Annotated in this window: 17 protein-coding genes; 6 read left to right on the top strand and 11 right to left on the bottom strand. The window is 69.1% G+C overall.

The window, feature by feature from the left end:
• The first annotated feature begins 57 nt into the window (after window positions 1-57).
• Window positions 58-756, top strand: coding sequence for a VOC family protein (locus ACIQGQ_RS31660; protein ID WP_402402336.1), 699 nt, complete (start codon window positions 58-60; stop codon window positions 754-756).
• A gap of 64 nt (window positions 757-820) precedes the next feature.
• On the opposite strand, the gene ACIQGQ_RS31655 is transcribed toward ACIQGQ_RS31660, so the two are convergent.
• On the bottom strand, window positions 821-1,639 hold the full coding sequence (locus ACIQGQ_RS31655) for a hypothetical protein (RefSeq protein ID WP_402402333.1): 819 nt from the start codon (window positions 1,637-1,639) through the stop codon (window positions 821-823).
• A gap of 86 nt (window positions 1,640-1,725) precedes the next feature.
• Between ACIQGQ_RS31655 and ACIQGQ_RS31650 the strand changes: the two genes are divergently transcribed.
• Window positions 1,726-2,172 (top strand): hypothetical protein, encoded by a 447-nt coding sequence (locus ACIQGQ_RS31650; RefSeq protein WP_402402330.1) that lies wholly within the window; start codon window positions 1,726-1,728, stop codon window positions 2,170-2,172.
• Window positions 2,173-2,205: 33 nt separating this feature from the next.
• Here ACIQGQ_RS31650 and ACIQGQ_RS31645 read toward each other — a convergent pair whose 3' ends face one another.
• From ACIQGQ_RS31645 to ACIQGQ_RS31630, 4 genes are all read right to left on the bottom strand, one after another.
• The gene (locus tag ACIQGQ_RS31645; protein WP_402402327.1) at window positions 2,206-2,517 is read right to left on the bottom strand and encodes a hypothetical protein; all 312 of its coding nucleotides are present in this window, start codon (window positions 2,515-2,517) and stop codon (window positions 2,206-2,208) included.
• Window positions 2,518-2,607: 90 nt separating this feature from the next.
• Entirely contained in the window at window positions 2,608-3,393 is a 786-nt protein-coding gene (locus ACIQGQ_RS31640) for a class I SAM-dependent methyltransferase (RefSeq protein WP_402402324.1), read from the bottom strand.
• Between the two features lie 284 nt (window positions 3,394-3,677).
• On the bottom strand, window positions 3,678-3,902 hold the full coding sequence (locus ACIQGQ_RS31635; protein ID WP_402402321.1) for a hypothetical protein: 225 nt from the start codon (window positions 3,900-3,902) through the stop codon (window positions 3,678-3,680).
• 165 nt (window positions 3,903-4,067) lie between these two features.
• Entirely contained in the window at window positions 4,068-4,436 is a 369-nt protein-coding gene (locus ACIQGQ_RS31630) for a VOC family protein (protein WP_402402318.1), read from the bottom strand.
• Window positions 4,437-4,648: 212 nt separating this feature from the next.
• Between ACIQGQ_RS31630 and ACIQGQ_RS31625 the strand changes: the two genes are divergently transcribed.
• On the top strand, window positions 4,649-5,455 hold the full coding sequence (locus tag ACIQGQ_RS31625; RefSeq protein WP_402402315.1) for a hypothetical protein: 807 nt from the start codon (window positions 4,649-4,651) through the stop codon (window positions 5,453-5,455).
• 81 nt (window positions 5,456-5,536) lie between these two features.
• Here ACIQGQ_RS31625 and ACIQGQ_RS31620 read toward each other — a convergent pair whose 3' ends face one another.
• Complete coding sequence (locus ACIQGQ_RS31620; protein WP_402402312.1) at window positions 5,537-6,655, bottom strand: PP2C family protein-serine/threonine phosphatase; 1,119 nt, start codon at window positions 6,653-6,655, stop codon at window positions 5,537-5,539.
• 500 nt (window positions 6,656-7,155) lie between these two features.
• Here ACIQGQ_RS31620 and ACIQGQ_RS31615 point away from each other — a divergent pair, with 500 nt between their 5' ends.
• Complete coding sequence (locus ACIQGQ_RS31615; RefSeq protein ID WP_402402310.1) at window positions 7,156-7,758, top strand: HD domain-containing protein; 603 nt, start codon at window positions 7,156-7,158, stop codon at window positions 7,756-7,758.
• Here ACIQGQ_RS31615 and ACIQGQ_RS31610 read toward each other — a convergent pair.
• Complete coding sequence (locus ACIQGQ_RS31610) at window positions 7,746-8,213, bottom strand: NUDIX hydrolase (RefSeq protein WP_383919933.1); 468 nt, start codon at window positions 8,211-8,213, stop codon at window positions 7,746-7,748. The genes ACIQGQ_RS31615 and ACIQGQ_RS31610 overlap by 13 nt on opposite strands.
• The gene (locus tag ACIQGQ_RS31605; RefSeq protein ID WP_402402307.1) at window positions 8,200-8,970 is read right to left on the bottom strand and encodes an XRE family transcriptional regulator; all 771 of its coding nucleotides are present in this window, start codon (window positions 8,968-8,970) and stop codon (window positions 8,200-8,202) included. Before ACIQGQ_RS31605 ends, ACIQGQ_RS31610 begins: the two co-directional genes overlap by 14 nt.
• A gap of 95 nt (window positions 8,971-9,065) precedes the next feature.
• Here ACIQGQ_RS31605 and ACIQGQ_RS31600 point away from each other — a divergent pair, with 95 nt between their 5' ends.
• Entirely contained in the window at window positions 9,066-9,758 is a 693-nt protein-coding gene (locus ACIQGQ_RS31600; RefSeq protein WP_402402304.1) for a haloacid dehalogenase-like hydrolase, read from the top strand.
• Between the two features lie 297 nt (window positions 9,759-10,055).
• On the opposite strand, the gene ACIQGQ_RS31595 is transcribed toward ACIQGQ_RS31600, so the two are convergent.
• Window positions 10,056-11,009, bottom strand: coding sequence for a recombinase family protein (locus ACIQGQ_RS31595; RefSeq protein WP_402402301.1), 954 nt, complete (start codon window positions 11,007-11,009; stop codon window positions 10,056-10,058).
• A gap of 189 nt (window positions 11,010-11,198) precedes the next feature.
• Here ACIQGQ_RS31595 and ACIQGQ_RS31590 point away from each other — a divergent pair, with 189 nt between their 5' ends.
• Window positions 11,199-12,026 carry a hypothetical protein gene (locus ACIQGQ_RS31590; protein ID WP_402402298.1) on the top strand — a complete coding sequence of 276 codons (828 nt, stop codon included), beginning with the start codon at window positions 11,199-11,201 and terminating at the stop codon, window positions 12,024-12,026.
• Here ACIQGQ_RS31590 and ACIQGQ_RS31585 read toward each other — a convergent pair.
• Both ACIQGQ_RS31585 and ACIQGQ_RS31580 read right to left on the bottom strand, forming a co-directional pair.
• A complete protein-coding gene (locus tag ACIQGQ_RS31585; protein ID WP_402402512.1) occupies window positions 12,015-13,340 on the bottom strand; it encodes a transposase in 1,326 nt (441 codons plus the stop codon). The genes ACIQGQ_RS31590 and ACIQGQ_RS31585 overlap by 12 nt on opposite strands.
• Window positions 13,337-15,430, bottom strand: a complete 2,094-nt coding sequence (locus ACIQGQ_RS31580) for a DUF4158 domain-containing protein (RefSeq protein ID WP_402402295.1) — start codon at window positions 15,428-15,430, stop codon at window positions 13,337-13,339. The genes ACIQGQ_RS31585 and ACIQGQ_RS31580 overlap by 4 nt, the downstream gene beginning before the upstream one ends.
• Window positions 15,431-15,443: the final 13 nt, after the last annotated feature.

Genomic DNA, 15,443 nt, shown 5'->3' with positions numbered 1-15,443 from the left:
GTTCGGAGGGGCGGCCCGGTGACGGGCGTTGTCGGACCCGCGCGTTACGTTGGGCGGATGACTCATACGGAGAGCGGGGCGGCGCGCATCAGGCCGCGGCGGTTCCACGAGTCCGCCGGTGTGGCGGACTGGCGCGTCGTGGGCGAGGGGGCGTGTGCGTACTTCCGCACCGGATCGTTCGCGGCCGGCGCTCGGTTCGTGCAGGCGATCGCCGAACTGCCGGGGTCCGAGGACGGCCACCCGGACGTCGACGTGCGGCGGGAGGGCGTGACCGTACGGCTGATCACGGTCACGGACGACTACTACGGGCTGACCGGGCTCCACGTCGAGCAGGCCCGGCGGATCTCGGCCGCGGCCCGCGCGCTGGGGCTGACGGCCGACCCGTCCGCCGTCCAGACCGTCCAGGTCACCGTCGACGCCCTCGACGGCCCCGCCGTGGTGGCCTTCTGGCGGGCCCTGCTCGGCTACCGGGACCGCGCGAACAGCGGCGAGGACCTGATCGACCCGCGCCGCCGCGGGGCACCGTTCTACTTCCAGCGGATGGACGAACCGCGCCCGCAGCGCAACCGGGTCCATGTCGACGTGTGGGTGCCGTACGACGAGGCCGAGGCCCGGATAGCCGCGGCGCTCGCGGCCGGCGGCCGTCTGGTGAACGACGCCGACGCCCCGTCGAACTGGGTGCTGGCCGACCCCGAGGGCAACGAGGCCTGCGTCGGCGTGGCCGGCCCGCCCGAACCGGCCGCCGACCACGTCTGACCGTCTCCGCCCGTCTCCGCCCGTTCGCGGGTGTCCGGGCGGCTCACCGGCCTCTCCGGCCGGGTCAGTCGCCCGGGCCCCGGTACCGGAAGTCGCCCTCGATCTCGATCCGGGCCGGGGGCTTGCTGCCGTCGTAGAAGTTCACGTCGCAGCACTCCCCGGTCCAGCGCAGCCGGAGGCGGTCGCCCACCCGCGCGACCACGGTGATCCGGTTGTCGCGCAGCGGTTCGTGCTCGAAGTAGTAGAGGAGGGACAGGGCCGAGTCCTCGCCCTCGGGCACACCGGGCATGAGGAACGTACGCCCGACCAGCCGGTCGATCTCCGCCTCGGCCGCCGTCATCCCGACGCCGACCTCGGCGGACGGCACCATCCCCGCCTCCGCCGTGTCGGCGCAGCGCCGCGCGCCGTCCGAAGCGGCCGACGCCTCGAACCACACCGTCACCTCGTGGCCGCCGCCGCCCTCTCCGTCCCCGTCGTACGAACGGATCACGCGCACCACGGCCTCGTCGAGGCCGTACACCTCGTCCCCGTTGAACCGGTGCAGAACGAAGCGCCCTTCGGCACCTTCGGCGGTGCTCCGCAGGGGCTCCCCGCCCAGCACCTCGACGTACATGATCCGCCCGTCCACGACGTCCAGGGTGAGCATCCCCTTCTCCGGCAGGAGCGGTACGCACCGGTGCCCCGGGCCGTACGGCTGCCCGTCCGGATGCGGCTCCGTGCGGAAGCTCTGGCAGGCGTCGTCGTCGCAGCCGCACTCCGCCACCAGGCGGAGGTCCCACGCGCAGATCGCCAGATCGCTCTCCCCCTCCGCCTCCAGAAGAGCCACCAGCTCACCGGCGAATTCGGGAAAGACCTCGCGCACGAGGGGATGTTCCGGTCCCATGGGCGAGACGCTACCCGCCGCTCCGGCCCCGCCGGGGAGCGGCCCGGCTCCCGGGACGCACCGGCCCGCCGATAGCCTGCGGCACCATGACGCGCGTATGGACCCTGCCGACACTGCTCGCCCTCTGCGGCGCACTCGCCGCGGCCGGGCCCACGTCCAAGGGGAGCCCCGGCACGGCCGTCGTCGTCCTGCTGGTCTTCCTGGCGCTCGCGGCCGTGAACTCGCCGCTGGTCTTCCCCCGGTCGGTCAACGCGCAGGAGGCGGAACGCCGCGCCGAGGCCGACGGCCGGCCGATCGTCTTCTGGCGCCCGGGCTGCACGTACTGCATGCGCCTGCGCCTCCGGCTCGGCCGCGGCGCCCACCGCATGCACTGGGTCAACATCTGGCGCGACCCGGCCGGGGCCGCGATCGTGCGGGCCGCCAACGACGGCAACGAGACCGTGCCGACGGTGATCGTCCTCGGCACGAACGGCGAACGATCCACCCTGACCAACCCGCCGCCCGCCGAGGTCAAGAAGGCCCTGGAGCGCTGACCGCATGCCCGAGTGACCGAGTGACCTGGGGTGTCAGTCCAGTACGGCAACGTCGGATCCGGCCGGCTTCGGTGGCCTCTGGTGACCGCATTCCAGCCGGGATCCGTTGACGTCGGTCACTGTGCACTCCAGGACAATCTTCGTCGGGTCGCCGTCCTCATACGGCCACACCGTGACGCCTCCCTCCCAGACGAGGGTGGAGAACCAGACATCAATCCCCTCGGCTTCAGGCGCGACCGTGAAGACCTCTCCGGGTTTCAGATAGAAGTCCTCACCGTACGGCTCGATGAAGAGACATAGATCCTTATCACCCGCATTTTCCACAGGAAGCCTGCTGCGACCCACTCATCCCCCAGCCCCCTACCGCGATGAACGGCTCCACGGTATCGACTCACTCGGCGTCGCCGCCTTCAGGCACCCCACGCCCCACGAGCCCTATGAGCCCTTTGCCGGACAGCCTTCAGGGCGGAGCGCCACCAGGAGGTCGACCACGTAACTCTCCTCCACCTCTCCGCCGGGGAATGCCCCGCCCAGCCGCTCACGCTCATCAACGAAGAACGCGTCACGATCGGCCTCGTCAAGAACGAGGAACGCCGAACGGCTGCCGATGTTGGCCAGATGCGTTTCCAGAGAGACCGTGCGGCTCCAGCGCACGTGGCGACGAGCAACCCGCAGCCCCGTCAGACCCGCCAGCCGGATGGCGTCGCTGTCCGAAGGGCGCACCGCGGACCTCGGCCTCACCCCGCAGTGACGCGCGATGCGCTCGTGCTGCTCGCGGATCCATGGCACGTCGAAAGCCGTGGTGTTCCACCAGATCGCCAGTGCACCGCGCGCTCGTAGGACTCGCAACGCCTCCGGAACGGACCGGCCGGGGTCGGTCCACTGCCATGACTGCGCATACGTGACGAGGTCGAAGGAGGCATCGGCCAGCGGGAGCGCGTTGCCGTCCCCCCTCAGGACCGGCACGCCCGGAAGCGCCCGGTGCAACTCCTCGGCCATGGCCTCACCCGGCTCGACAGCGATCACACCGGCGCCCCGCTCCCGCAGCAGCGCGGTGGCGATTCCGGTCCCCGCACCGACATCCGCGACCCGGGCACCCGCCAGACGACAGCCGGCGAATTCCTCGATGGAATCGACGAGCGCGGCCGGGTACGAAGGTCGGCTCGCCGCGTACTGAGCAGCGGCCACATCGAATGACAGGGCACGTGAACCAGCGGTCATCTCCTCATCATTGCCTTCCCGCACCAGGCATTCACCCGCGACCGATCCGGCGACCTCGAGAGGTCCTTGCCCCCCTGACCGACGAGCGCGTTTCCCGTCCTGCCCGGACTCCGACGCCCATCAGCCCCGACGGTGCACGATGACGGTTGGACAACATACGTCAGATCCCTCGGAGGCGACCGCGCGCCGCCTCGATCTCTTCCGTGCGGTGGCTCCGAACACGGCTTGCTTCCTCAGGGCTGCGAACACACGGAGCCTTTTCCAACCTCACGTTGAGGGCGTGATCAGCTGCGGTGTTCGGGGCTGCTGTCGGTAATCGCCCGGAACAGCTCGCGAGCCTGCTCGCAGAACTGCTCGACCTCCGTGATGTCCGGCTCGTCACCGTCAGCCAGCATCCGGGCCTGGAGCTGCTCGGAGCGCAGCCCGCCGTAGCGGGCCCGCACCTCAGCGGTCACCGGCTGGACCGCGATGTGCAGGTGCTTGCGCGCGTCGAGGCCGTGCGACCACATGCAGACGTACCCATGGGGCGGTGGCCCGGAGGAGTTCGTCAGGACCGTCCTGGAGATCCAGGAGGCCGCAAGAGCGCTGTACCCGGCCTGAGCACCGTACCGGGCGCCTCGGCCGTCCATCCTTCCCCACGGTGAACGGCCGAGGCGTCCCACACCGCCGGGGTCTCAGCCGTGGCTGGTGTCGATGACGCAGAACCGGTTGCCGTCCGGGTCGGCGAGTACGACGAAGTCGGGGTCGTCCGGGTACAGGTCCCAGTCGACGTGCCGGGCTCCCAGGGAGACCAGCCGCTCGACCTCGGCGGCCTGGTCGGCCGCGTCCGCGGCGTACAGGTCGAGGTGGACGCGCGGATGTTCCTGGACCGGTGACTCGCTCAGCCCGAGCGCCACCTGCACCCCGGGCCCGTCCGCCGGGACCAGCACCACCCAGTCGTCCGCCGCCTCCTCGCGCGGGACGTATCCCAGGGCCTCCGTCCAGAACGCCGCCGCACGCCGCACATCCGAAACACCCAGCACAACCGATCCGACTCTCAGCATGTGCCGATTCTGACGGATCACCGGCCGGCATGGCCGGGTCAGCGGGCGAAATGGGGTGTCTGCCCCGGTCGTTAGGATCTGAGGGCCCGCACCCGCGGCCCGTGGGGCGAACACCTTCACAACCGGTGGTGCGGGGCTGTGAAATCGCTTGCGAGAGCCCATAAGACGGTCCGCGGTCGCGGGTCGTCCGTGACCAGTGGAGTTCGAACAACATGAGACCTGTACGTCCGCGCCCCTACGCGTGCATAGGAACCCTCCTCGCCGTCGGCCTCCTGGCCGGCTGCTCCTCGTCGGACGGGTCGGTCGAGCCGACGCGTTCGGAATCGTCGTCCGACCAGCCCGGGAACGGGAGCGAGAGCCCGAAGGCGTCGGCACCGGCCTTCGCCACCCCGTCCGAGTGCGACGGCCTCCAGCTCAAGGGCGGTACGACCCTGGCCGGTTCGGCCCTGTCGAAGTGCCTGGTGGCCGCCCTGAAGGCATACGGATCGGGGACGGAGGCCGTGCAGTCGGGGGACGAGTCGGGGACGTCGCGGTTCCTCTTCGGGGACGAGTCCGCGCTGGCCGGGTCGATGACGGGGCCGGAGGGGGAGAAGTCGTACGTCTTCAAGGGCGAGGAGGAGTGGATCAAGACGCCGGGGCTCGGCAAGTGGGTCAAGGGGGACAAGAACAGCAGTGACCCGCAGGAGCAGATCGTGGCCGCCACCGGGAAGCTCTACCGCGCGCTCGCCGATCCGCAGATGACGGCCCAGATGATCGCGTCGGCCCCGGAGTGGACCGTCGAGCAGGAGCGGCCCGTGCTCTCCCTGGAGAACGGGGAGGACGTCACGGCGTGGCGGATCGTGAACAAGAAGCCGTACACGTTCATGGGCGCGGCCGTGCGCGAGCACATTCTCTGGTTCGGGGACGACTTCACGCCCTACGGCGGGCAGGCCGAGTCCCGGGCGGGCGGCGTGATGAGCACGTCCACGCAGCACTTCTACGACCTGGGCAAGCCGGTGACGATCGAGGCGCCCGAGTAGACCTCTCGCGCTCCACGTTCCGCGTTCCGGGGCCGGCGGACGGCCCCGGGGCGCGGGGGCGCGGCGCGCACGGCCGGGCGCCTACAGCGGGACGATGACGAGGGCCGTGTCGTCGTCGGCGCCCGTCGTCGGCAGCAGATCCGCCAGCAGCGCGTCGGCGAGCGCTTCGGCCCCGGCCCCGTGGTGGCGGGTGAGGGAGGCGGCGAGCCGGTCGAGCCCGGTGTCGATGTCCTCGTTCCGGCGCTCGATCAGGCCGTCGGTGTACAGCACGAGGAACGCGCCCTCGGTGAAGGACACCGTCGCCTGCGGCCAGGGCCCCGGGTCGCAGCGGGCGCCGAGCGGCGGATCGGTGGCCCGGTCCAGGAACTCCACGGTGCCGTCGCCCCGTAGCAGGGCCGGCGGCAGGTGACCGGCGACGCTGTACGTGATGTGGTGGGCGTCCCAGTCGACGACCGCGCTGGCCACCGTCGTGTTCTCGGCCCCCACGACGGAGTCGGCGTACAGCTCCAGGATCTCCAGGGCGCGGGCCGGGCCCCCGAAGGAGCGGGAGGCGGCACTGAGCGCGCTGCGCAGCTGCCCCATGACGGTGGCCGCCGACAGTCCGTGACCGACCACGTCACCCACGGCGACCCCCAGCCGGTCTCCCGGCAGCTCCACCAGGTCGTACCAGTCGCCGCCCACCTCCAGCGCGCGGACGGCGGGCCGGTAACGCACGGCGACCCGGTGGTGCCCGATCGCCCGCGGGGCGGGCAGCATCGCCTCCTGGAGGCTCAGCGCGACCGCACGGGCCTGGATCAGCTCGGTGACGTCCGCCACCCGGTGCAGCAGCATCGCGACCCGTCCGTCCGCGTCGGGGACGGGGATATTGGTGATGCTCCAGAAGCGCGTCTCCACCGTCCGGGGCCGGACGACGGGCCCCGTCGGGTCGAACCGCTGCAACTCCATGGTCTCGGTCCTGCCGGTCCTCGCCACCCGGTGCAGCGATTCCCCGATGTTGCGTGCCACGGCGGCGTTGGGGTGGTTCGGGGCGTCGGCGTAGTCGTCGGGCATGTAGTGGCCGATCACGCCCTCCCGGCTGCGGCCGACCATGCGCAGCCACTGCCCGTTGACGTCCGCGAAGTACAGCTCCGGGGTCAGCAGGGCCACCGCCCCCGGAAGCGCCTGGAACACCGCCCGGTAATCGATCTCTGGTTGCTTCATGACTGTCCCGCCTGGACACGGTGAGATCCCACCTACACCATGTCGGATTTACGCGGCCCCCGCCTCCGGATGCCGTCCCGGCGGCACCGAACGGTCGCACAGCGTGACGCGGTACGGCGGTGGGGTGTCGCCCCGGCCCGGGCCAGCCGCCTCGGCCCAGACGACCGCCGTACGGTACCTGCCTACGCAGGGTTCCCGTGATCGGCCGAGGCTTCCAGAACGCCGAGCGCGGCCTCTCGTAGGGTCTCTTGCGCTCCTGCCGTCCACGCCCATCGATGTACCGGCCTCTACCGACGGCCATGCACACACCGGGGCCGACGCACTGTCCGTCGGCTCCGGCATACCTTCGCTCTCATGCTGACCGAACCGGGGAAGGGGAAGGCGGCGTGCGCATGGCTGCACGACAGAGTGACGGGCGGAAGGAGGGACACAGCACTCCATCGGTTGGCTGCGGCTCGGCCCTCATCGGTGGCTGGCTGCAGGCGTTTCGGAGTCCTGGCATGAGAGTGGTCTCAGCCTGGCTGGGCATCGAACAAACCGTGGAGAAAACTACGTTGGCGTGGGCAAGGCAGATTGCCGAGAAGGAGCTCAGCACGGTACTTCCCCGCCGGTGGGCGCATTCCCAGGGAGTAGCGTCGCGTGCCTCCGAGCTGGGCACTGTCTTGGCGGACGACACTGAGTTGTTGTCTGCCGCAGCGGTGCTGCACGACGTGGGCTACGCGCCTCGGCTGGTGGATACAGGTTTCCATCCGCTCGACGGGGCCCGGTTCCTGCGCGACGAGCATGGCGCGGGCGAGCGGCTGGTTCGGTTGGTTGCAAACCACTCGTTCGCACTGTTGGAGGCCGAGGAGAGAAGGCTGAGAGGGGTGCTGGAGAACGAGTTTCCCTTGTTGGAGCAGTCTCTGCTCGTGGACGCGCTCGTGTACTGCGACATGACGACGGCACCTGACGGGCATCCGACCACTGCCAAGGAGCGGGTGGCCGAGATCAAAGGTCGCTACGGGGCGGACAGCATCGTGGGACGTTTCATCCTTCGGGCGTCACCGGAGATCTTCGCGGCGGTGGCCCGAATGGAATCGGAGCGGATGGCTCAGCCGAGGTAGGGGTACGTGCCGGCGAGGTAGTCGCCGATCTGGTGACGCATGCTGGTGTGGATGTCGTACTGATCGAGGTCTGCGGGCTGGACGAAGCGGACGCCGTCGGCTTCCTCGTTGATCGTGGGTGCCCCTCCGATGGGACGTCCGATGTAGGTGTTCTCGTACTGCTGGCGGATCTCGCCGTCTGTGTAGGCGACGATGTGTTTCGGGTTGGTGTAGACGCCGAGGAAGCCGGTGATCTCGGCAACAATGCCGGTTTCCTCCAGGCACTCGCGCACTGCGCATTGGGCGGCCGTCTCGCCAATGTCCTGGGCTCCGCCAGGCAGGGCCCACTGACCGGTGTCGCGGCGGCGCTGGAGCAGGATGGCGCCATCGTCGTCGACAACAAGCAGATTGCTCGCGGGGATGAGGGTGTTCGCCTTCGGCGCGGCGGGGTCGTTGTAGTACTCAGTCCTGCCCACGTGCGGCGGTCCCCTCTTGATCGGGTGTCCAGGGCCGTGCGGTGGCCCAGACGGCTTCAAAGCTTTGAGCGTAGCTGTCGAACCATCCTGCACCGTCGGCTTTCTTGAGGTGCAGGAGGGGATTGGCGCTGGCTGGTCGGCCCCACACATGCGGGTTGACCAGCATGTGGTCGTCGTAGCGGAACAGGGATGTGTAGAGCGTGGTGTCGTGGAGCCGCACTTCGCAGCCCGCCTCGGGGAGCAGCGGACGGTAGTAAGTGAGAGATGCACGGATCTTGGCAGCAAGGGTGTCGCCGATACCTTCTTCGTTTCGTCGGATGGCGACTGCCCGGCCACCTGGATCTCCGAAGCACAGGCGCACGCGAACGCCTTCAGCGGCACGCGCTGAGAGCATCCGAGTGACCTGGGGATTGGATTGGGCGAAAAAGGTGCCGGAGAACACCAATACTCCGATCTGCTCCCGTGCCTCCTGGAGAAGGGTGAGCCACGTGTCCCGGGGGACGCTGGCACGATCCTCATAGGTGCCGATCAGCTCGCTGCCTGGCACGGAGACGGGCTTGCTGGGTGGCTGTGAAGCGGGCCAGAGAAAGGACTCTTCCACCCGCAGGTGCCGAGCGGCCCGAAAACGGTGACGCGGGTGTGGGACACGCCCGCCAAGCCATCGGCCGACGGTCTTGGGGTCAACTTCGCAGAGTGCGGCAAGCGACTCGGGGGAGACGCCGCGCTGGGCAAGTACGGAGTGCAGTCGCTCGTTCACAGACGTCATGCAATCGGAGGTGTGCGCGATCGGGCAAGGACGTTCTGGGACGTTCCTGCGGTGCAGGGAAAGTCGGAGATCCCTACCCTGGCGCCATGCGGCTCATCGTCCTGTGGGACATCGACCACACACTCATCGAGAACGGCGGCGTCAGCAAGGAGATTTACGCCGCTGCATACTCAACCATCGTGGGCCGCCCCCCGGCGGGACCGGCGAAGACGGAGGGCCGGACGGATCGTCTGATCATGCGCGGCATGTTCCAGCAGCACGGGGTGGCGGAGCCTGAGTGGCCCGTTGTCGAGGCTGCCCTCGCCCGTGCTGGTGCGGGGCGTGAAGAAGAACTGCGCCATCGAGGTGCCGTATTGCCAGGTGTATACGCGGCACTTACGGCTGCGGCAGGGCGCCGCGGCTGGGTCTCATCGGTCCTGACGGGCAATATCGCGGCCAACGCTCGCGTGAAGCTGTCCGCCTTCGATCTCGATCCGCTGCTGGATCTCCTGGCCGGAGCCTATGGCGCCGATGCCGAGCAGCGGCCCGACCTCGTGGCGGTCGCACGCGAGCGGGCACAACTCCTGCGAGGTGCGCGGGAGGACGTCCCAGTCGTGCTGATCGGTGACACCCCCCGGGACGTCCAGGCTGCCCTCGTCACCGGCTCGGAGATCATCGCAGTCGCGTCGGGCATCAACAGCGCCGACGAACTGGCCACCGCCGGCGCGTCCATGGTGCTGCCGGACCTGGCGGACACGGAACGTGTGATCACGCTTCTGGAGGGCTTCGCGAGGCACTGAACTGAAAACGTCCCGGGACGTTTTCAGGAGCGTCCGTATACGCGGTAACGCGGTCCCGGCTCCTTCGGCCATGCTCAGGGCTCCAACAAGGCACACCCGGAAGCTCCAGGAACAGTGCTGGTGGGCCGTCCTCGTCTTCGGCAACGGAAGTTTCGGCGCACTGTGTGCCCCGCTCCACGCACAGGCACGGAGACGTCCTCCGAGCCCAGCGGGCACTGCAGGGGTCGAGCCAAGATGCCTGCGAAACCCACATTGAGATGATCTTGCAGAGCTGATCCCAGGCAGGATGACTCGCTGTCAGTCGGCCTGGAGGGTTGCGAAGTCGGCGTGGGCTCGCTCGACGGCTTCGGGGTACGCCTGGCGCTTCTCGTGCTCGGCGAGCGCCCGGTAGATGCTGGCCAGGCCGGGGTTGTGGCCCTTGCGCTTGCCGGTGGGGATGATCAGGTCGGTGCGGATCTTCTCGACGGACTCGCCGTTCGCCCGGCGCCGCAGCACGGTGTGCAGCATGTCGTCGGTGATGACGGGGGGCCGGCCGCCGTGCTTGCCCTTGCGGGCGGCGGCGTCGAGTCCTTCGAGGGTGGCTTCACGGATGCTCTCGCGCTCGGTCTCGGCCATCGCGGCGAAGAACCCGAAGAGCATCCGGCCGGGGCCGGACGGGTCGTAGATGCCGGGCAGCGGGCCGGCCAGCATCTCCAGGACCAGGCCGTGGGCGGTCAGGTGGTCGGCCAGCGCGGTGAGCTCGGCGGCGTCGCGGCCGAGCCGCTTCATCTCGTAGACGGTGAACAGCACGCGGCAGTGCGGGGCGTGGGCCTTGATCTCGCGGGCCAGGGTGAGCGCGGCCTCGAACTGAGGGCGGACCCGGATGCGGGTGCTGATCTTCTCGGAGAAGATCTTGTCGCGCGGGATGCCGTGCGCGCTGAGGGCGTCCAGCTGCGACTGCAGCTCTTGGGTGAGGTGGCTGCAGCGGGCGTACCCGATGCGAATGTCCGCGCCCGGGGTGTCCGTCTCGGGCGCGGCCGGCGGCGGAGTGCCGGGCCGCCAGGGCTGGCCGGGGCCGCGGTCGGCCGGGGTCGGCACCCGCAGCAGCTTGGCGAGCCGGGCGACCTTCTTGAAGCGGCCGGTGTGGTAGATCCCGGCGACCGCGCCCGAGCGCGAGCGGCAGGGCGATCCCGGCTGGACGCCGCAGCGCGGGCAGTCGTGGCGCTCGACGTCGTCGGCGTCGCTCTCGATGGTGTCCTGAGGGTCCGTCACGCCCGAAATCCTCTCACAAACCATTCCCAGAACGAAGGTCCGCCGTCACTTGAGTGAGAACGAGTTCTGAGAACCGATCGGGCATCCGGACCGACTCCGGCGGCCGTTTCCGATCTTGCTCCCGGAAAGGGTCATTTGTGGGATCCACGAGGCGTTTGGGCTTGAGCGCCGCCCGACTAGGATCATCAGATGACCGATCTCTGGGAGCAGGATCTGACGTCAGCGTTCTCTGTGCTGCTCGGCAGGCCAGTGGACAGCTTCGACCCCGAAGCCAAGTACGCCCTGTACTACATCAACAAGGCACTCATCGAGCAATGGGTGTGGGGAACGCTCGATGACGCCGACTCGCTGAGGCGAACGTGGGGGCCGGGCGACGACGGCGACCGGCCCGCGCTGCTGCAGATCTGTCTCGCCCTCGACTGGAGCCTGGACCTCGCCCGGTCCGTCTTCGACTTCGACTTCACCGCGGAATCGGCTCTCTCGCGGGCGTTCGGCGCACGGCCCGAGTCCAACAAGGTCGCCGAGTCATGCCGCACGGTCACCGGCGATGAGCTGGCCACCGTACTCACCGAGCACGGCCTGGGTCCGGCCGACGTCGTGTCTGGTCTCGAAGACGACACGTTCACCGTCTGCGTGTCTTTCCGCGTCGTCACCGACGGCACCCTCCGGGACGCACTGCTGACCGCGATCCGCGGGAAGCAGGGCCCCGACCGGCTGCGGCCCGGCCCTGACGAAGCAGCGATCCTGGCGCTTCCGCCGGACCTGTTTTCGAGCGAGCGGGAACTGCCGACTGAGACGGCGAACGAGCGGGACCGCCTCCTCGCCCCGGTCCGTGATCCCCGGCTTCGTGCGCACATCTGGTCGCCGTACCTGGACCGGCCGTGGGATCGGCCTGGCATCTCCTCCGGAGGACCCAACCAGCCCGGCACCACCTGCGTCGCAGCCTGGGACTTGGCCTACTTCGGTGATGTCCAACTCGCCGTCACGCAGACGGAGGGGGCGCTCTCAGGAGAGTAGCCCGCTGTCGGTGTCCGGGCCGAGCCTAGTGAAGTCGACGTCCAGGCGCGGCTCGTACGCCTCCGGCGCCAGGTCGAGCTCGTGGGTTGAGTACTCGCCGAACCGCATGATCTTCTCGGTCAGGTACGGCGAGACCTCGGCCAGGTCCTCGGGCTCGACCTTCCAGCCCTCGGCCTGCAGTTCGCGCACCGCCTCGGCGATGTCCAGGGTGTTGTGGAAGATTAGGCAGTTGGTGAGCAGGGCGTTGAACTTCACCGCCTTTTCCTGCTCAACGGGGTCGTTGTCGGTGATGACGCCCCGGTTGCCGAAGCGCACCCACTCGGAGAACCCGTTGTACGCCTCGACCTTGTTGGTGGCGGCCGTCACGCGGCGGCGCATCTGCGGGTCGGTGAGGTACCGCAGCAGCTGGATCGTGCGGATCACGCGGCCGACCTCGCGGAACGCCGTGTAGTGCGCGTTCTTGCGCGAGCCCGAGCGCAGACGCCGCAGCAGCAGCACGGAGGAGACCTTGCCCGCGCGCACCGACAGCGCGACCCGCATGAGGTCCTTGAAGTGGGACTCGATCAGGTCCCAGTCGATGACGTTGCGCCCGGCCTCGCCGAAGAGCGCGTCGATGTGCACGTAAGAGGTCTGCTTGGTCGGGCGGAAGAACACCAGGTCCTTCCAGTTCCTGATCCTCGGCATCAGCTCAAACCCCAACAAATGGGCCAAACTGAATACCGGGAAGCTCTGGCCCTGCGTGTCCGCGTGGATCGTGGTCGGCTGCAGTTCGGACTCGTTCTTCAGCAGCCCCTCGATGATGTAGACGGCCTCCCACACCCCGCACGGGATGAAGTGGGTGAACAGCGCGATGTAGGTGTCGGCGATGTGGTGGTAGGCGATCCCGCCGGGCCGGCCATAGCGGACCGAGGTCTCGGCGACCAGGTTGTTCAGGTAGGTGTCCATGTGGGTGCCGTCGGCGGCCACCGCCGTGCCGTCGCCCCACGCTCGGGCCATGTCGAGCTGGGCGTGGGCGTTGACGACGTCGGTGATCGCCTGGTTCAGCTTGGCGATGGAGAAGTGCCGGTTCGCCGTGGCGGACAGCTCGTGCCCGCTCACCCCGTTGATGTGCCGGGCCGCGTCGTAGGGGCCCATGTTGGTGCCGTTGACGAAGGTCGTGATGACGTAGCGGCCGAACGGGTCCTTGAGCTTCGGGTCGTGTCCGGAGGCCGGCCCGAAGCGCCTCCACCACTCGATCCAGTACGCGGTGCGGGCCAGGATGCCGAGCAGGGACCGTTCGGGCAGGCGGGACTTGATGGCCTGCTCCAGCTTCACCGCGCTCGGGCGCCGCTCGTCCGCCTTGTACCTCTCCAGCGTCGGCACCCCGGTCTTCGGGTCGATGAACAGGCCCTCGTTGTCCGGGTAACCGGAGTCGGCGGCTGCCGCCGCGGCGGTGAGGCGGTCCTGCAGCTGGGTGCGGAAGGCCGCCGCGTCGAACGGGCTGTCGTCGCCGGGCTCCCGGAACCCGACCTCCACCAGGTAGTCCGGCAATGCAGCCTCCACCTGTGGCCACTCCAGCAGCTGCTGGCTCCAGTCGGCGTACTCCTCCGAGCCGGTGACCGCGACGTCGCCGCACCGCAGCTCTTCGGCGAGGTTGACAAACACCATCGCCTCGAAGTGCCGGCGCACGTACGAGCTCGGCCGAGTGCGGTCGCGGACGATCTTCTGCCAGTTCTGGGTGGCAAAGCGGATGTCGACCACCCCGGTGTCGCGGCCCTCGTCGTCCTGGCCCTGCTTCGGGATGTAGTCGCGGGAGTTCCTGAACCGCAGCAGGTGCTTGAAGGCGTCCAGCACCCGGCTGTCCTCGCTGGTGGCCACCAGGTCCAGGCTCTCCAGCGGTTCAGCATCACCGCCCGGTCCGCCTTCAGGTGCCCGTGCAGCAGCACCTCCCAGTTGTCGCCGTGGTGCGCGGAGACCTTCTCGATCTGCTCGTACTGGGCGCCGAACCCGCCGAAGTCGTCCACCACCGACGTCACGCTGAACAGGCCGTTGGACTGCACCATCAGCCCCTCGGCCAGCTTGAGGAACGACGCCGCGACCCGACGCTTGAGGCGCCGGTTCACCTCCGAGGCCCCCGACTCCTCGTCCAGGCCCTCCAGCGCGTCCAGCGTCTCCTTGGTCAGCGCGCCGGCCTTCGCCCGCGCCGTCTGCGCGGGCCCGTCGGTGTCGACCTGCCGCAGCAAGGTGCGGTAGTTGGCGACCAGGCCCTCCACGATCGCCTGCTGCTGGCCGCGGATCTCTTCCAGCTCGGTGCGGGCCCGCTTCGACTTGATCGCCACCCGCTTGGTGAACATCGTCGTCAGATCGTCGCGCACCCGCATCCGGGCCTTGTGGACCAGACACGCGATCAACGTGATCCGCTTGGCCTCGGCGTAGTCCTGCATCACGCCCGCGTCCGCCGCCTCCGCCTCCCCGGCGAAGTCCGCGATCTTCGCCGCTGCCAGGCCCGCCAGCCACGCGCCGGTGTCGCCCAGCCCATCCACCCACTTCCGGTGCTCAGCCAGCTTCTTCATGTTCGACCAGGTCGCCCGCTGAGCGGGCTTCTTCAGCTGGTTGAACATGGTCTTGCGGTCCAGCCCCAGCACGGTGACCAGCCGCAGCAGGCCGGCGCGCTCGTCCTCCTCGATCCGCCCGGCGACCAGGGTGAAGATGTCGCCGTTCACCTCCGCGCGGATGCTCATCGCCATCCGGTCCAACGTCGAGAACCCCGGCAGCTCCAGCCCCTTCTGGACGAGCTGTTCCAGCGCCACGTTGATCAGGTCCGCCGGGTTGTTCTTCGACGCGGCCTCCGCCCGGATCACTTCCTCCGCCACCTGGCGGGCGCCGGCCGCATCGAAGCGCACCCCCTCCACCCGGCCGCGCACCAGGACGCGGTGAGCCTCCGCCGTGCGGACCGAGGCGTACCGCCCCGCCACGGTGCCCTCCGGCAGCTCCACCGCCTGCCGGACAAAGTCGACCACCATCTCGGGTACCTCGTCCCACCTCGGGAACCGGGCCATCCGCTGGTAGGACTTGAGCAGCAGCAGAAGCGACAGCTGATGGTCCTCGCTGGCCGCCCGCTCCTGGGACCACAGCACCTCCTCGCGGCTCGGCGAGAAGAACAGATGCAGCTCACGCGCGGTGATCAGCCGCTTGAACCGCGGATACGCCGTCCGCTCGATCGATGTCATTTCCCGTCGCCCCACCCAATCCCCATGCCGACATGACCACGGGAGACCTACGCCCGCGCGGGCATCTTCACCGGCGATCATCAAACGGGGAGAAAGAACCCTCCAAGCCAGGACAGGACCGGCGGTCGGATGATATTGATCCCGCTCCCCACCGACACCGCAGCCCAGCGCCAGCGGCTCACGCTCCGTGATCATCTCAATGTGGGTT

This window comes from Streptomyces sp. NPDC092952, assembly GCF_044754785.1.
Taxonomy (GTDB): domain Bacteria; phylum Actinomycetota; class Actinomycetes; order Streptomycetales; family Streptomycetaceae; genus Streptomyces.
This window is presented reverse-complemented; position numbering and strand designations above follow the sequence as displayed.

What these genes read in the sequence shown, in the direction of transcription:
- ACIQGQ_RS31600 (WP_402402304.1), top strand. Translation starts at nt 9,066, where the DNA reads ATGCGGCTCATCGTCCTGTGGGACATCGACCACACACTCATCGAGAAC.
- ACIQGQ_RS31635 (WP_402402321.1), bottom strand. Translation starts at nt 3,902, where the DNA reads ATGTGGTCGCACGGCCTCGACGCGCGCAAGCACCTGCACATCGCGGTC.
- ACIQGQ_RS31615 (WP_402402310.1), top strand. Translation starts at nt 7,156, where the DNA reads ATGAGAGTGGTCTCAGCCTGGCTGGGCATCGAACAAACCGTGGAGAAA.
- ACIQGQ_RS31580 (WP_402402295.1), bottom strand. Translation starts at nt 15,430, where the DNA reads ATGATCACGGAGCGTGAGCCGCTGGCGCTGGGCTGCGGTGTCGGTGGG.
- ACIQGQ_RS31590 (WP_402402298.1), top strand. Translation starts at nt 11,199, where the DNA reads ATGACCGATCTCTGGGAGCAGGATCTGACGTCAGCGTTCTCTGTGCTG.
- ACIQGQ_RS31650 (WP_402402330.1), top strand. Translation starts at nt 1,726, where the DNA reads ATGACGCGCGTATGGACCCTGCCGACACTGCTCGCCCTCTGCGGCGCA.
- ACIQGQ_RS31625 (WP_402402315.1), top strand. Translation starts at nt 4,649, where the DNA reads ATGAGACCTGTACGTCCGCGCCCCTACGCGTGCATAGGAACCCTCCTC.
- ACIQGQ_RS31655 (WP_402402333.1), bottom strand. Translation starts at nt 1,639, where the DNA reads ATGGGACCGGAACATCCCCTCGTGCGCGAGGTCTTTCCCGAATTCGCC.
- ACIQGQ_RS31640 (WP_402402324.1), bottom strand. Translation starts at nt 3,393, where the DNA reads ATGACCGCTGGTTCACGTGCCCTGTCATTCGATGTGGCCGCTGCTCAG.
- ACIQGQ_RS31660 (WP_402402336.1), top strand. Translation starts at nt 58, where the DNA reads ATGACTCATACGGAGAGCGGGGCGGCGCGCATCAGGCCGCGGCGGTTC.
- ACIQGQ_RS31620 (WP_402402312.1), bottom strand. Translation starts at nt 6,655, where the DNA reads ATGAAGCAACCAGAGATCGATTACCGGGCGGTGTTCCAGGCGCTTCCG.
- ACIQGQ_RS31630 (WP_402402318.1), bottom strand. Translation starts at nt 4,436, where the DNA reads ATGCTGAGAGTCGGATCGGTTGTGCTGGGTGTTTCGGATGTGCGGCGT.